The sequence below is a fragment of the Pseudoalteromonas sp. APC 3358 genome (assembly GCF_030408075.1).
Classification (GTDB): domain Bacteria; phylum Pseudomonadota; class Gammaproteobacteria; order Enterobacterales; family Alteromonadaceae; genus Pseudoalteromonas; species Pseudoalteromonas arctica.
On sequence record NZ_JASDCE010000026.1, the window covers coordinates 1 to 15,113 of the forward strand.

General features: G+C 37.4%; 10 protein-coding genes, 2 rRNA genes and 2 pseudogenes. 9 read left to right on the forward strand and 5 right to left on the reverse strand.

All coding sequences use genetic code 11. The features are described 5' to 3' along the window. The 3 genes from QL995_RS21265 to QL995_RS21275 form a co-directional block, all read left to right on the forward strand. Positions 1–105: ribosomal RNA gene (locus QL995_RS21265) — 23S ribosomal RNA — on the forward strand; the annotation flags it as partial. A gap of 150 nt (positions 106–255) precedes the next feature. After that, a 5S ribosomal RNA gene (gene rrf, locus QL995_RS21270) occupies positions 256–370 on the forward strand. A 973-nt stretch (positions 371–1,343) separates the two neighbouring features. Further along, positions 1,344–1,979, forward strand: a complete 636-nt coding sequence (locus QL995_RS21275) for an isoprenylcysteine carboxylmethyltransferase family protein (protein ID WP_024592034.1) — start codon at positions 1,344–1,346, stop codon at positions 1,977–1,979. A 253-nt stretch (positions 1,980–2,232) separates the two neighbouring features. On the opposite strand, the gene QL995_RS21280 is transcribed toward QL995_RS21275, so the two are convergent. Genes QL995_RS21280 through QL995_RS21290 form a run of 3 tightly spaced genes read right to left on the reverse strand, consistent with a single transcriptional unit; the run spans position 2,233 to position 6,856 of the window. Then, complete coding sequence (locus tag QL995_RS21280; RefSeq protein ID WP_290295033.1) at positions 2,233–4,254, reverse strand: EAL domain-containing protein; 2,022 nt, start codon at positions 4,252–4,254, stop codon at positions 2,233–2,235. A gap of 4 nt (positions 4,255–4,258) precedes the next feature. Beyond that, positions 4,259–4,786 carry a YfiR family protein gene (locus QL995_RS21285; protein ID WP_007586256.1) on the reverse strand — a complete coding sequence of 176 codons (528 nt, stop codon included), beginning with the start codon at positions 4,784–4,786 and terminating at the stop codon, positions 4,259–4,261. Between the two features lie 9 nt (positions 4,787–4,795). Further along, entirely contained in the window at positions 4,796–6,856 is a 2,061-nt protein-coding gene (locus tag QL995_RS21290) for a TonB-dependent receptor (RefSeq protein WP_290295034.1), read from the reverse strand. A 398-nt stretch (positions 6,857–7,254) separates the two neighbouring features. Between QL995_RS21290 and QL995_RS21295 the strand changes: the two genes are divergently transcribed. Beyond that, positions 7,255–8,133 carry a sensor domain-containing diguanylate cyclase gene (locus QL995_RS21295; RefSeq protein WP_282115251.1) on the forward strand — a complete coding sequence of 293 codons (879 nt, stop codon included), beginning with the start codon at positions 7,255–7,257 and terminating at the stop codon, positions 8,131–8,133. A 59-nt stretch (positions 8,134–8,192) separates the two neighbouring features. Here the strand turns inward: QL995_RS21295 and QL995_RS21300 are convergent. Beyond that, positions 8,193–8,312, reverse strand: a pseudogene (locus QL995_RS21300) (LysR family transcriptional regulator); the annotation flags it as partial. A gap of 265 nt (positions 8,313–8,577) precedes the next feature. Here QL995_RS21300 and QL995_RS21305 point away from each other — a divergent pair. The 3 genes and pseudogenes from QL995_RS21305 (at position 8,578) to QL995_RS21315 (ending at position 11,108) form a co-directional block, all read left to right on the forward strand. Next, a complete protein-coding gene (locus QL995_RS21305; RefSeq protein ID WP_290295035.1) occupies positions 8,578–9,594 on the forward strand; it encodes a kelch repeat-containing protein in 1,017 nt (338 codons plus the stop codon). Further along, a pseudogene (locus QL995_RS21310) lies at positions 9,591–10,189 on the forward strand (Sir2 family NAD-dependent protein deacetylase). The gene QL995_RS21305 and the pseudogene QL995_RS21310 overlap by 4 nt, the downstream one beginning before the upstream one ends. Positions 10,190–10,310: 121 nt before the next feature. After that, complete coding sequence (locus tag QL995_RS21315) at positions 10,311–11,108, forward strand: response regulator (RefSeq protein WP_165735534.1); 798 nt, start codon at positions 10,311–10,313, stop codon at positions 11,106–11,108. A 64-nt stretch (positions 11,109–11,172) separates the two neighbouring features. Here the strand turns inward: QL995_RS21315 and QL995_RS21320 are convergent, their stop codons facing one another. Then, the gene (locus QL995_RS21320; RefSeq protein ID WP_290295036.1) at positions 11,173–12,486 is read right to left on the reverse strand and encodes a M20/M25/M40 family metallo-hydrolase; all 1,314 of its coding nucleotides are present in this window, start codon (positions 12,484–12,486) and stop codon (positions 11,173–11,175) included. Positions 12,487–12,874: 388 nt separating this feature from the next. On the opposite strand from QL995_RS21320, the gene QL995_RS21325 reads away from it, so the two are divergent. Both QL995_RS21325 and QL995_RS21330 read left to right on the forward strand, forming a co-directional pair. Beyond that, a complete protein-coding gene (locus QL995_RS21325) occupies positions 12,875–13,582 on the forward strand; it encodes an SDR family oxidoreductase (RefSeq protein WP_197177030.1) in 708 nt (235 codons plus the stop codon). Positions 13,583–14,140: 558 nt separating this feature from the next. Next, positions 14,141–14,860 (forward strand): hypothetical protein, encoded by a 720-nt coding sequence (locus tag QL995_RS21330; RefSeq protein ID WP_290295037.1) that lies wholly within the window; start codon positions 14,141–14,143, stop codon positions 14,858–14,860. Positions 14,861–15,113: the final 253 nt, after the last annotated feature.

Here is a 15,113-nt window from a genome sequence, read left to right on the forward strand (position 1 = left end):
AAGTCTCTGAAGGGCCGTTGAAGACTACAACGTTGATAGGCAAGATGTGGAAGTGGTGTGAGCCATTAAGCTAACTTGTACTAATTACCCGTGAGGCTTAACCATACAACGCCAAACGCGTTTTATGTGATAGTGAAACAAGCGAAGAAGTTAATATAACTAAAGTAGATATTACTTAGAAAGACTTAAAAAATATTATCAGATATTTTCCAAATTCAGTTAGTGCGTAGCGATACGGATTAACGCCCAAATTTGCTTGGTGACAATAGCGTTTTGGACCCACCTGACTCCATGCCGAACTCAGTAGTGAAACGAAACAGCGCCGATGATAGTGTAGCATTTGCTATGTGAAAGTAGGACATTACCAGGCTTCAAATTGTAGAAAGCCCGAATCTAACGATTCGGGCTTTTTTACGTCTGCAGAAAAGTGAAATGCGCGCAATTAATACACACTACATCAACACGCATCACGTAGGGCGGGCGAGCATAGCGACTCCCAACGTTAAAATTACAGCAAAATCCCTTAATATCTCAGTCGGCCAATACAGTAGCATTTGCTACGTGACTTTCTACTGCTGTGGGCACTATGACATTCTACTGCGTAGCGCACCGACTTCACATTGTAGCGAGCCCGGATCTAACGATTCGGGCTTTTTTACGTCTGCAGAAAAGTAAAATACGCGCAATTAATACACTCTCACAGCAACACCTATCACGTAGGTCGGGCGAGCATAGCGACTCCTGTTGCTAAAATTATAAAAACCTACGCTCTACGATGAGTGCGCAGCATTTTCACTATGACTCTCCACCGCTGAAGGTATCATGACATCACACAAGCATTAAGTTGTAGAGCTCCCGAACCTAACGAGCTGGGCTTTTTACATTTTTAGAAAAGTGATTCAGGTATTCCTCTAGAGCGAAGCGTCTCTCAGTGAATAATCTACTTAATTTAACGAGTTAAAGTGGCATCGCCGATGCGAGTGTAGTTTTTCACTGTGACTTCCTAACGCTGAGGGTACTATTGCACTGTACAAAGCTTCGAATTAAAGAAAGTCCTAACCGAAATAGTCGTTTTTTGCATATATAGAATGTAAAAATATGAGTGAATAATATCAATTCAAATATATAAGCAGATTGGTATTATATAAAAAGTATGAGATCCTAATAAGTCGAAGTTATTTTAAATTAATGGTGTTAGTTAATGATTACTCGTTAACAAACCTCTGACTTAACTTGTTTATGAAGGCAATGAATACTAATATAATTTCATGACCTTATAACTAAAATTTATTGAGTTAGTTGTTTTAAAATTACTACCAATAATGATTGTGAGCTGTAACTAGATGCCCTATGAAACATTTTTAGATGACTCTACTTCGCTAGTTGAATTTACACGTATTTACTTAGCTATTTTTTATACTTTTGTTGCGGGGTTTTATACATTTAGAATTATTTATAAAAATAGAGACACACCATCAGGCGTTATTTATCCCGGAGATAAGTTTTGTACTAGTTGGTGGAACCATATGGTTTTTAAGTTTTTCAGAGCTGCTATTTGGTTTATATGTGTAATTAGAGTGTTTGTACCTGAGTTAGATAGCTACCTTGGGTTATTCCCAATTCTCAATGGCTGGCCAGGTGTATTATTTGGCGATATTTTATTGAGTGCAGGTTTTATTTTGACGATGTTTGTACATTTTCATATGGCGGCACTTTGGCGTTCAGGAATTGATCCTAAGGGACCACATGAGCTTAAAACATCAGGACTATATGAATACTCTAGGAATCCGATGTATTTAGGTGTTGTAGCTGCACAGGTGGGTTTCTTTTTAGCCTTACCTAGTATATTTAGTTTGACCTGTTTGGTTATTGGTTTTATAGCTATATATAGACAGACGTTAGTTGAAGAAGCTCATTTAGCTCATCGCTTTTCAATACAATATAAAGAGTACAAGCAACTAGTCCCTCGCTGGTTATAGCTTGGGATTAAGCTTTAAATACATGAAATTTTAACGCAAGAGTAAAGACGTGTTCTGTGTTGAATTGCTAAAATCCAGCAAGATGGACATAAATCAGATCACTTCTTTTTGTTTTATACCAATTCGCTTAATTAAGTGATCTATTTTGAGGATGGAAAAACGTGTTGATAGCTAGGCAAAAAATTTGCTATTTAGTTGTTCTTAATGAGAATTTTTTAACACAGGTAGCGACACATTTAGCCCCGCAAAATGATTAAGTATTATTGCGGATTGGTATTATATACTTTTTCATAAACTCTTGTTTAGTAATTGCCTTTGAAAAAATGTAGCCTTGAATATAATCGCAAGCAAGCAGCTTTAATAGGTCATACTGTTTTTGTGTTTCAACACCTTCCGCTACCACCATTACATCTAGGTTGTGAGCCATAGTTATAATAGCCTTCACGAGAGCAATACTATTATCGTTTGATTCAATATCGCTTATAAATGAGCGATCTATTTTTAAAATATCTATATCTAAGCGCTGTAAATACGCCAAAGAAGAATAACCAACACCAAAGTCGTCAATCGCTATGTCTATATTAATAGTGCTTAAGCGTTTTAATTGTCGCTGTATTGACGAATCTGGATCCATTAAGGTATTTTCAGTGACTTCAATTAAAATAGTGTTGGCGGGTAGTTGGTACTTTTTACTTGCAACAATCCATTCATCCACCCAGCAACCAGTGCGGTCAATTTCAAGAGGTGATGTATTTACACTGACTTGAATTGTCTTTTCACTTAAAACATTGAATAGGACGGTATCTTGAATTGCTTGAGACTTTACCCATTGGCCGATATCGTTTATCAATCCGTTTTTTTCAGCAACAGGTATAAATTCATTGGGCCCTATTAGGCCTCGTTCAGGGTGGTTCCAACGAATAAGGGCTTCAGCTTTTGGTACTGATTTCCCATCAATTGAAAATATAGGTTGGTAATATAATTCAAATTGGTTTTTTACAATTGCAGTGCGTATCTCTTCTATCAGGCGACGCTTTTCTGTGGCTTTTTCTTCTATAGCATAGGAGAAAAACTCATAGCGATTCCGCCCTTTATTTTTAGATAAATACATCGCTTGATCAGCACGTCTAACAAGCTCTTCTACTGTTAAACCATCAACAGGGAAAAACGTTAAACCTATGCTTGCGGTAACATAGACTGTTTCTTTTTTTATATTAATACTCTGCATTAAACTACTTTTTACAGCTTCGGCAATTTTTGATGCTTCATCAGGGCTACTTACACCCTCTAAAATTAATGTAAATTCGTCTCCACCCAAGCGTGCTACTGTATCTTTTGTTGTTATACAGCTTTGCAGCCTCGTTGCTACCTGGTGTAATAATAAATCACCGTAGTCATGTCCAAGGCTGTCGTTTACTTCTTTAAAACCATCTAAATCTATAAATATAAGTGCGAATTTCATTCCTTTAACACTTACTAAGCTTTGTAGTTTTTCGTAAAAATACCGTCTGTTCGGCAAATCAGTTAACCCGTCTTGGTAAGCATATTGTTGCAACTGAATATTTGCATTTTCAAGTTCATTAGTACGAAGCCTAACTTGGTTTTCTAATGAACTTTCTCTTTGCTCAATGTTGTATAGCATATCGTTAAAACAAGAAGTTAACTGTCCGACTTCATCTTGTGATAGTTGTTTAGCGCGTAAACTATAATCATGTGACGTTGTTATTTTATTTGCTGTTTGTGCTAAATATAAAATAGGGTTTAAAAAGCGGCGCCTTAGCAAAAGGGATAAAATGAGGCTGATAGCAAAGGTAAAGACCATCAAAATCATTATAAATTTAAAGTAAAAAGTGATTCTGTCTTGAATGTAACTGTTGTTAGCGCGTATTTTTAATACGCCATAATCATGCATATCGAGCTGAAGGGGGGTATTAACCTCAATGCTTTGTTCTATTTCTTCATTTTCGGCTTGAGCAATAACAAGTTGTTCACCAGTCATACTCGTTACCATTATACTAATAACATCTGAGCGTATAAGTATTGGGTTTATAAGCTCTTGTACTGCATCTATATCATTAAACATAAGTGCAGCAGTTATATTGGGTGAAAGCATTTTAGACAGCGACCCCAGGCTTTCTATTTGTTCTTCTTTAGCGCTGGTGATTTCATAAGCACTAAATACAATGGTTACTGTAGCGGTTGATACAAGTGCGACACTCATTAAGATGAATAATAATTTTTTGCTCATTGTATTTAATGCAAATAGTTTTTTCATTGCATTACCTATCTACAACGCGTGCAAGTCGTAGTACTTTTGAACTCATAGTAATGCCTGCATCTTTAAGCTGTTGTGGTGCAATTTCAAAGCGAATTTTACCACTGGAAAGAAAGAATCTGATATGGCCGCCATTTTCAATAAATGAGTCTGTTTCACCAATGACCATAATATTTTTTAGATCTAAAGGAGTTATGTTTTGCCACTGAGCAAATGTATCTGAGGTGATAAATAGCATGTTACACGCAGATGTTGTGACTTCATCAATAGTGACTAATTTATTATGTAAAGGTAATTTTTTTATAGTGCGATTTTTTAGAGCGGTGTTAGCCACATCAATAAAGTATTTATCAGGGCTACAAATAGTAAATTGATCAAGGGGCTCTAAATGAGAATCCCAGTGTCCAAAACGTGCAAAGTTATACAAGAAGCCTGCTTTTAGCATGTATTCTTTTTCAACAGCGTCAACGCTGGTACTTAAAAGTACCAAGGCTATTAAGCTTCTGTGAATTAGACTTCTTAATTTAATCATCTAATTAGCTTAGAAATTTGCTGAAATTGTAAACGTAATACATTCATCAATATAGTTTGGTAATGTATAGGTTTCGCGCGTATTACTGTACTCAATATGTGAACCTGAAAATAGGTTTTTACCCGAAACTGCAGTAGACCACACAGGAGTAGCCTGCCAATTCCAACTAATATCTAACGTTGTGTAATTATCAGTATTATATGCATTTGAGTTTACTGCTCGTAATGTCGCAAACACGTTATGGTTGGTTAAAAAAGAATAATCGGCTTTTGCAAATAACTGCCTGTTTTTAGAGTCATACCCGATAGCGGGCTCTACTCTAGGAGGTAAATCGTAGTTATAATCGGTGTAACTATAACCAAACTCAGCATTGAGATTATCAATTGGTTGCCATGATACTACTAAGTCTAACCCTTTAGTGGTTGTGTCTGCTACAGATGCAAAGTCTAAATCTATACGAGTCATTGTTAGTGCTTGAAATACTTCTGGAATTCTCCCTGCTAGAAATAAATCAAGTATAGGAGTGAATTGTTCAGCATGCGTATTCATATCAATAACCGCTACGTTTTTAGCATCGGTATAATAAGTAGAAAGATCTAATGACCAATCGTTAGCAGTAAAACGGTAGCCTAATTCATAAGATAGATAGTTTTCTGATTTAACTTTGTCATTACCATTTAGGTAGGTTGCAATTCGGTAGTCGTCTATTTGGTCGAAGCCTGAACTTAAACCGGTAAGATCTTTAATTTCTGTACCATTAACTTTAAAGTTGTCGTTAAACTCAATTAATGTTGGTGTACGTACACTTCGCGATATTGCGCCCCAAGTAAGGTGGTTATCTACTGGTTTGTATATAAGTCTTGCTGATGGTTGATTTTCCCAGCCAGTTAAATCGTTATGATCAAGCTTAGTACCAACAATAAAGTCGAGAGTGTCAGGAGTCACATTGTATTGAGCTTGAACAAGTGCACCATATTGTTTGAGGCTATCAAAGTTTTTATCGCTATCTAAAAATACGCTTTCTGCGAAAGATATAGAATTGTATCGGTAGTTCAACCCCCAATCTAACTGTAGAGATTGATATATAAAATTCATTTGATAATCAATATCTATCGATTCAAAGTCTTCTTTAATATAATTTTGAGAGCCATTTTGTTTAAGCCAAGAAATTTGTAGCATTTGATTGGCATCTGGCGACATTCTGTTTTCAAGGCGCGCCATTATGCGCGAGTCTGTTCGCTTTAAATCATCTGAAAATGAAATGTTTTCGTTGGTTTCATCGACAACACCTCGGTAGTTTTGGCCAAGTGTGGAATGAGTTACATCACCCTGAAGTAGCGCAGACCACTCATCATTAGGGGTAAAGTCAGCTCTAAAACCTAAAGAATTTTGCTTAGTTGTGTCGTTAGGATCGAGTGAGATCCCTTTTTTTGATTCATTAGCATCTTTTAAGTGCCCATACACACGGTAGCTGCCTATGTTACTTATATCACCACCGTAGCGAAGATTAGCATCAACATTTATTTGATTACCAGTTGTTACACTTGCGTATCCACCGCGAGTATCAATACTATTTTTAGTAATGATATTAATAACGCCATTATTTGCGTTACTTCCCCAAAGTAATCCGCCTTGTCCGCGTATAACTTCAATACGTTCAATATCGTACAAAGGAACGTTGAGTGTTTCCCAATAAACAGCGGCAAACTTTGGGGTATATAAGCTTTGTCCGTCAATCATAACCAATAATTTGCTTGAAAAGCGAGAGGCAATGCCTCTTGAGGAAATAGCCCATTGATTGTTATCGAGCTGACGGACAATTAAACCCGGCACCATTTTTAGTGCTTCAGGTACTGATGTAGCACCAGATTTAGTAATTTGTTCTTTACTTAATACATAAATAGATGAGGCGGTATCAAATGCTGATTGTGCTCTTTTCATCGCAGAAGTCGCTTGCACATCCATACCCATTAAAGCATCAAGATCGAGGTCTTCATCTTCAAACGGCTCAGCCATTACAAGAGGGCACACAAAAAGTAATGGCCAAAATAAACGTTGTGATATTTTCACCCAAAAATCTCCTGCGCAATCAAAAAATCAAAAACAATGACTGTTTTTGTAATACATGTGATATCACACAATATTAACATACATTAACAGCGTAAAAGTATAAATGCGATTAAATCAAAACAACTAATTTTGTAGTAGTTAAAAAATAGAAATTAATGAAAGTTATATGGTTATATACTATTCAAAATTTAGTCTATTTTTGAAGGACTTCAAAGTATTTTGCGCTTATTGATTATTTAACTTTGCATATCATGCTTTTACAAGGGCGATATTAATTATACGTGCACGATTAATCTAACTTTGTATTAACTATTATTGTAGTTTCAATTACCTTTGCTTTTATTAAAGGTATATAGAATACTTAAATTCGCTTGGTTTTGCTTTGAAGGCACCAAAGTATGGAAAAAAATGAATTAATTAATGTAGAAGAAGTACTCGATTTAATGCTTGATGCGGTATGCGTGGTAGATAAACAAGGCACATTTGTTTTTGTAAGCGCAGCATTTGAGCAAATTTTTGGTTATACGGCCGATGAAGTTGTTGGCAAAAAAATGATTAACTATGTTTACGAAGGTGATCATTATAAAACGCATAATGCCGTAACTTCGCTGTTGTCTGGCGAAATGGTGAACCCTCGCTTTGAAAACCGTTGGATGAGAAAAGATGGTCAAGTAGTTCATATATTATGGTCTGTTCGTTGGTCAGAGCAACATCAAGTAAGAATCGCTGTCGCGCACGATATAACTGAACGTAAAGTAATGGAAGATCAACTCCATTATATGGCACGGCACGATGTGTTAACTGGCCTACCAAATCGATCTTTATTGATGAATCGATTAGAAAAAGTAATTATTAATGCAACCAGAGACAACACGTTTTTTTCTTTACTGTTTATAGACATAAATGGCTTTAAAGCAGTAAACGATACTCACGGACACGAAACTGGCGATAAGCTTTTATGTGCTATAGCAAAAAGGCTTTCAGCGTCAGTAAGGCATTACGACACAGTAGGGCGTTTAGGCGGAGACGAATTTTTAATTATTTTAGATAATTTAAGTTCTAGCCACGAAACGGTCAGAATAAAAAATAAAGTCCTCACTGAGTTTAAAGCCGTCTTTAAGTTAGATGACGTACTACTAAATATTTCACCCAGTATAGGAATTGCAAACTACCCCGAGCACGGCCAAACAGATCACGAACTCATAAAGTATGCTGATCAAGCTATGTACAAAAATAAACAACGAGGCTTAGATAACGTAACCTATTTACCTCAATAACTAAGCTGAACTATCACCTTAGCTTAAACAATAGTCACAGCGCCCTTAACTACAATGCCTTACTTGCCGACATATTTTTTAATATCGGTTTGCCAGTGCTGCGCTAAAAAATCTATAAATGCTCTTACAACAGTTTGTTGGTAGTTCCTTGATAAATAGGCTGCCCACAAATTATGTCCAGATGATAATGAAGGCGATTACCGTATCGGCAGTAATACATTTTTTACGAATGATGCAGGCGAAAGCAAGGTATCGGTCACTGATTATGCAACTGCAATGGTTGATGAAGCGCAAAATGCAGCGCACGTAAATCAGCATATTGGTATTGCCTACTAATATGGTTACTAATCAAAAGCGTTTGATTATTTAGATATAACAATACTGGCTCACAAGGTTAAAATAATTTAATCTGAGCGTATTAATACTTATTAAATTATTTGCCTTATGAGCCTTCTTTTTTCTCTTGCGTTAGCAAGCCTTCCCGCTTTACCAGAGCCAGTTGCTAATAATGCTGTGGCTAAAGTTACAGTACAAAACCAAACCTATTTTTTAAGCTTTATGGGGCTGGGGCGCGATAAACAGCATTCGTCAGTGCATAACAAAGTGTGGGCGCTTAAAGTTGGCGATTCACAGTGGCAATCTAAAACTGGTGTGCCTTCAAGCTTGCCACTAAAAGGGCGCTTAGCAAGCACCGCAGTCGGTTTAGGCGAGTACGCCTATGTGTTTGGCGGCTATACGGTAGCAGAGGATCATACTGAAGTTTCAAGCCCCGACGTATATAAGTACGACGTAATAAAAGATACCTACACTCATCTTGCGAGCATGCCAGTACCCGTAGACGATAGCGTCGCGCTGAGCTACAAAGCGCGTTACATTTATCTAATTAGCGGTTGGCATAACGACGGCAACGTAAACTTAGTGCAAGTGTACGACACGCAAAATAATACATGGCAACAAGCCTCGCCATTTTTAGGTGAGCCCGTATTTGGCCAAGCCGCTGCAATTAGCGATAATACCATTGTTATTTGTGATGGCGTTAAAACACAAGCTAATCCTGATTCGCGTCGCTCGTTTGCAGGCGTAGCACAGTGTTTAAAAGGCGCAATAGATTCAACTAATCCACAAAAAATAGATTGGCGTACGTTGCCTCATCCAACGGGCACTGCTCACTACCGAATGGCAGCCACCAGCTATAATGGCAATATTTATATGATGGCAGGCTCTAATAACCCATACAACTACAGCGCAATAGGTTACGACGGCAAACCTGCACCAGCAAGTGATCATGTTTGGCGCTTTAGTATCGAAAAAAACGAATGGCAGGTTTTATCCTCAGTTGAAGTAAAGAGTATGGATCATCGTGGTTTACTTGAGCACAGCGGTGTTTTATATCGAATTGGCGGTATTGATAACAGTCAGCAAGTAAGCGCTAACGTACTCGGTTACGAGGCGCCAAAGTGAATACCCTTTACATTACCGGAGCGGGAGTCAGCGCAGCCAGTGGTATTACCATCGCTTTGCAACGTATCGCAACCATGGCCCAAACGACGTACACCATTGGCTAAGTGATAAAAACCTAATTACTCAAAACATAGATGGGCTTGATGGCAAAGCGGGTAACAAAAATTACATAGCGATACACGGCAGGCTTGATCAAATGACCTTATTTCATGAGCAAGGTGAGCCAGTCACGCCACTTACCACCCCGTGGGAAAGCGTAGACGAAAGCCGCCTGCAAGAGTCTCTTTTTGAGCTATTTAATATTCAAAACCAAACGCCTGTGCTAAACCATTCATTTAAGCCCTTTGTTTTATTATTTGACGAATATTACACCGAGCTTTACAGAATAACAGAAGCACAACAGCGTATGCTCAACGCCGATAAAATTGTATTTATGGGCACCTCGTTTAGCGTTAATATTACGCAAATGGCAATTGAAATAGCCCGAAATTACGACATTCCTGTTGAAGTGGTTGACCCTGAGCCTGCACATATTTTGCACGCTAACGTCACATATAAAAAAATGAATGCATTAGATTACATTCAATCTAATTAAGAAGTGCTATATTTTAAAGGGATTGATAATGTTTTCTTAAATATTACAATCTCTTTATATAATATTAACGAGTCAAAAATGTTATTATTATCCTGATTATAACAATACTAAAGAGATCTGAATGAGCGACTTAACTGCAATAGCAAACTTGTCTATTTTACTTGTAGAGCCTTCAGAGGTTCAGCAAAAAATAATAATAAAATCGCTTTTAGAAAGTGGTGTAAAACAAGTTGAAACTGCATCTACACAAACACAAGCGCTTAGCTTATTAGCAAGTTATCACCCTGATCTAGTTATAAGCTCTATGTATTTATCTGACGGGACAGCCGATTCACTATTGCAAGAAATAAGATCAAACCCTATCACCGAGCATCAACCTTTTATGCTTATATCGAGCGAGCGTAATAAAAAATACCTTGAGCAATTACGCCAATCGGGTGTCCTAGCTATTTTGCCTAAGCCTTTTAGCGCAAAAGCCATTACCCGCGCACTCAAAGCAACCCTCGATATTATAAGCGAAGAAGAAGTAGAACTTGATCATTTTGACGTAACGCTGCTGCGAGTTTTAGTGGTAGACGACAGCCGCTTTGCGCGTAAACACATTATTCGTGTTCTTGCGGGTATGGGAATACCTGCCCCGGTAGAAGCTGAAAACGGTAAAGAAGCTATTGAGCACTTAAATAACCAATCGTTTGACTTAATTGTAACCGACTACAATATGCCAGAAATGGACGGACGAGAACTAACAGAAACCGTTAGAAGCTCAAATAGTTACTCGCATATTCCTATTTTAATGGTGAGCTCAGAGGCAAACGAAACGCACCTAGCAAATATAGCTCAAGCGGGAGTTGATGCTATTTGTGATAAACCGTTTGAACCGGCCACAGTGCGAGAATTATTGTTTAAAATAATGTCTTAAAAGTAAGTACAAGCGTAGGACGGTTATTATTTGGCCTACGCTCATCTTTAAAATACATTTACTATTACAGTTTTCCTAATCTATAAATGAGTAATGCCGTTTTTTTAATGTTTTTATCAAGGCTGGTTAAATCGGCTGTTTCGTTTTTAGTGTGCGCGCCGCTGCCCATTAAACCTAAACCATCAAGTGCCATATCAACATGGTTTGCCGCAAACGAAATATCAGCCGCACCTGCATTGCGTGGATTGGCGGCTACTACTTTGTTGAAGCCTAAATCGTGGCTTGCGTCGCTGTATAATTCTAATAGCTTTTTATTGCCATCAGTTAATGCCATTGGCGGGTAACCGTCTTCAAAAATAAGCTCTGCTTTACTGCCATTTAAACTGTTGCTAGCAATGAGTTGCATTGACCTTTTTGCGTTTTCGAATTGCTTTGGCGAAAGAGCGCGTAAATCACCTGCTACATGCACGGTTTGTGCTATTACATTACTTTTACCAAACGCCGTTGCTGACGAATTAGCACTGTCGTAGTCGGCATTTGTACCACCTACAATAAGCCCTGGGTTAAATGTTAAATTAGGTTGCGTGGCAAGTTGCTCTCTAAAATCATTTAAAATGCGTGATGCTTCGTAAATAGCGCCATAACCAACGCTTTCGCTAAATATTTGTGACGAATGCGCTGCATTTGCCGTTACGTTTAGCGTCCAGCCGGTATAACCACGGCGCGCCGCCATAGCTGTTTTTATATTGTTATCGCCATTTTCATAGCCAAGCGCTACGTCAGCCCAAATTGCTGCATCAACAATAGCTTGTTTAGATAAGCTAAGCGGGCGACCGCTGCTTTCTTCATCGCCAGTCAATAATACTTTTATGCTTACATTTTCGAGTAAATTAAGGGCTTGTAAGCTTTTAAGTGCTGTAATTATTATCGTGTTACCGCCTTTCATGTCGGCAACGCCTGGGCCACTGGCTGTATCGGCATCAAGTTGTTTGTAGGTAGTAAAGTTATCGTTTTTGGCAAATACCGTATCTAGATGGCCGATCATCAGTATTTTTATTGCATCGGGATCATTACTCTCATGGGTTGCTAATACATGCCCTGCGCGGTTAAACGCACTGCCATCCAGCCATTTTACTTTAAAACCAATGGCTTTAAGCTGCTCGCTTGTCAGCGCGCCTACTTTTTTTACACCTTCAATATTGAGCGATCCGCTATTAATATTTACGGCTTGCTCTATTTCTTGTAATGCTTGGGGAATGTTTTTATCGACCTGTTTTACTATTTCACGCTCATTTTTATCAAGCGCAGCATGGCTTGTAAGCGGTAAGGTACTAGCAAGTGTGAGAATAAGTGCATGGCTAAATTTTAAAAATGACATAACAGCATAATAAGTGAGAAATAAGAGTATTTAATATGAAGTAAAAATACAGAGGATTCAATAGGAGTAGGTTGTGATTTTTAACTAATTTTATAAGTAATAACGAGCTACAAGTTTAAGGGGGAACGCGTTATTAGTTTAAACACAGGTATTTAAAATATAACCTTTTAACTAATAATCAACCTGTGCAACTAAACAGCAATTTGCCTGATATTACTGACCTCCATCATTTGGGATTTTTGCTGCACTTAGAAAAGTTGAGACTGAACTAACTGTTTACAAATACTTATTTTATAGCTAGGGTAAAACCATTGTAATATAAGGACATTTGTCGTTTTTTAGGTGACAAATGTCGTAGACTAAATTGTAAGATTTATAGGTATAAACAATGAATAACTTAGTTGTATTAATAACGGGTGCTAATAGGGGAATCGGTTTCGAATTAGCCAGACAATACCTTATAAATGGATGGACAGTAATTGCTACCTGTAGAGATCTAGAAACGGCGGTTGCTCTAGTTTCATTGAAAGGTAAGTTTCCAAATAAATTGTCTATTGAACTAATGGATATCACTTGCCCTGAAAAAATTAAGACGTTGGCAAGTAAACTTAATGAGGAAAATATTAAATTAGATTTAATAGTAAATAATGCGGGATATTTGGATCGAGAAAACACAAGTATCCATACTATTAATTATGCTAATGCTGAAATGTCTTTTAAGGTGAATTCACTTGGACCACTATATTTAACTCATTGCTTTTTACCTTTAATAAATAAAAAACGCTTATGTAAGATAGCCGTTATTTCTTCTGCTATGGGATCTTTGTCGCTAGAACAAAGTGTGGATTGGTATGGTTATCGAATGTCTAAAGCAGCAGCCAATATGCTAGTAGTGAACTTATCACAAGAACTTGTTAATGATAATGTCGCTGTGGTGGCTGTTCACCCCGGTTGGGTTCAAACCGATATGGGTGGCTCTACAGCAAGTGAAAATGTTGTAGACTCGGCTCTTGGAGTTATGAACGTTATTCTGAATTTATCTATTGATAATACGGGAAAACTTTATAGTTTTAATGGTGAGGAGTTACCGTTCTAATAAATATAACAACACGCTATGAGGTGGATAACTAGTAAAATTAGCTATTAATTGCAAATTTTAAAACTGCTGAGCTTCTTCGTTTTAAGGCTATTAAGTACGTCAATTCATCGTAGGGGGTTAACGCGGTTTAAGATCCATAACCCATTCATGCAGCGCTCTAGGTATGTAAGTGAGAAATAAGAGTATTTAATATGAAGTAAAAATACACAGGATTCAATAAAAGTAGATTGTGATTTTTAACTAATTTTATAAGTAATAACGAGTTACAAGTTTAAGGGTTATAGAGTGAACGCGTTATTGGTTTAAACACAGATATTTAAAATATAGCCTGTTAATTAATAATCAACCGGTATAACTAATCAGCTATACGTCTGATATTACTGATCTCCACCATTTTGGGGTTTTGCTACATTTAGAAAAGGTAAGGCGAAGCTAACTAACTGTTTACAGTTGTTTATTTTATAGCTAGGATAAAATCATTGTAATATAAAGACATTTTTCGGTTTGTAAAACGACAAATGTCGTAGATTAAATTGTTATGTGCTTTGAGGATTTATGGACTTTTATCAGTATTTACCCGCGATCATTACTGCATTTTTAATCGCTCCTCTTGGTTACTATGTTCGAGAAAAACTTAAAAATTTGGCTACGAATGAGGATTTTGGTAAGGCAATTAAGCAACTCGAAGACAGTACCAAAACAGTAGAAAGCATTAAAAATCAACTCAATGAGAAGTATTGGGTTCAACAGCAAATTTGGGAAACTAAGCGCTTGGCATACGAAGAAATAATCACTTGCCTGTTTCTTACGAAAAAGAGCGTACAAAGTTGGGTTGATTACTTTAGTGAGTTTACAGATTGTTACGTCTATATTGGGGGCTCATCTTGTATTGAGTACGATGAAGAATATGAGCGTTCATACAGTGAATATGTTGAGTCACAACAAACAGCGTTTCAGTTGAAGTATGAGTCAAAAGAGGCTTGCCTTGAACGCAATAAACTAATGACAGAAACCAAAAGCAGAATCCTAGAGCTTGAGGATGTTTTTTCCATTAAATCCCTGTACTTACATGGAGACATTAACCTTGTTGAAGAGCAGCTAATGGAGCTAAGAAAAAAACTCTTTGAGAAAGACATTAAGCAAGATGACTATGAAAATAACAGTGATTTTTATGAAGCGATATTAGACAATTATGTCGAATGTGGGAAGTTGGTTTCTAGGCTTATTGAGCAAGCAAAAGCGATGGCCAGCGGTGATTTAAGGCTCGAGCCGTAGTTCGCATATAACAAGCGCATCAAGTCGTTCGCAGGCTCGCTGGGACGCCAAAACTACGCGGCGATTTAGTTTTGTGCTTCGCAAGTTTTAACCAAATCGCCGCTACGTTTTTTCGCCCCTTATGCGGGCGTTGAGGCTGTAGAATTACTCTTTTTAGGAACGTATCCAACTATTCTTGGCTGGTTGCTTTTTAACCTTGAATCCATCTTTTCTCTGTGATCTAATAGATATTATTCACCCACGGTAAACTGTT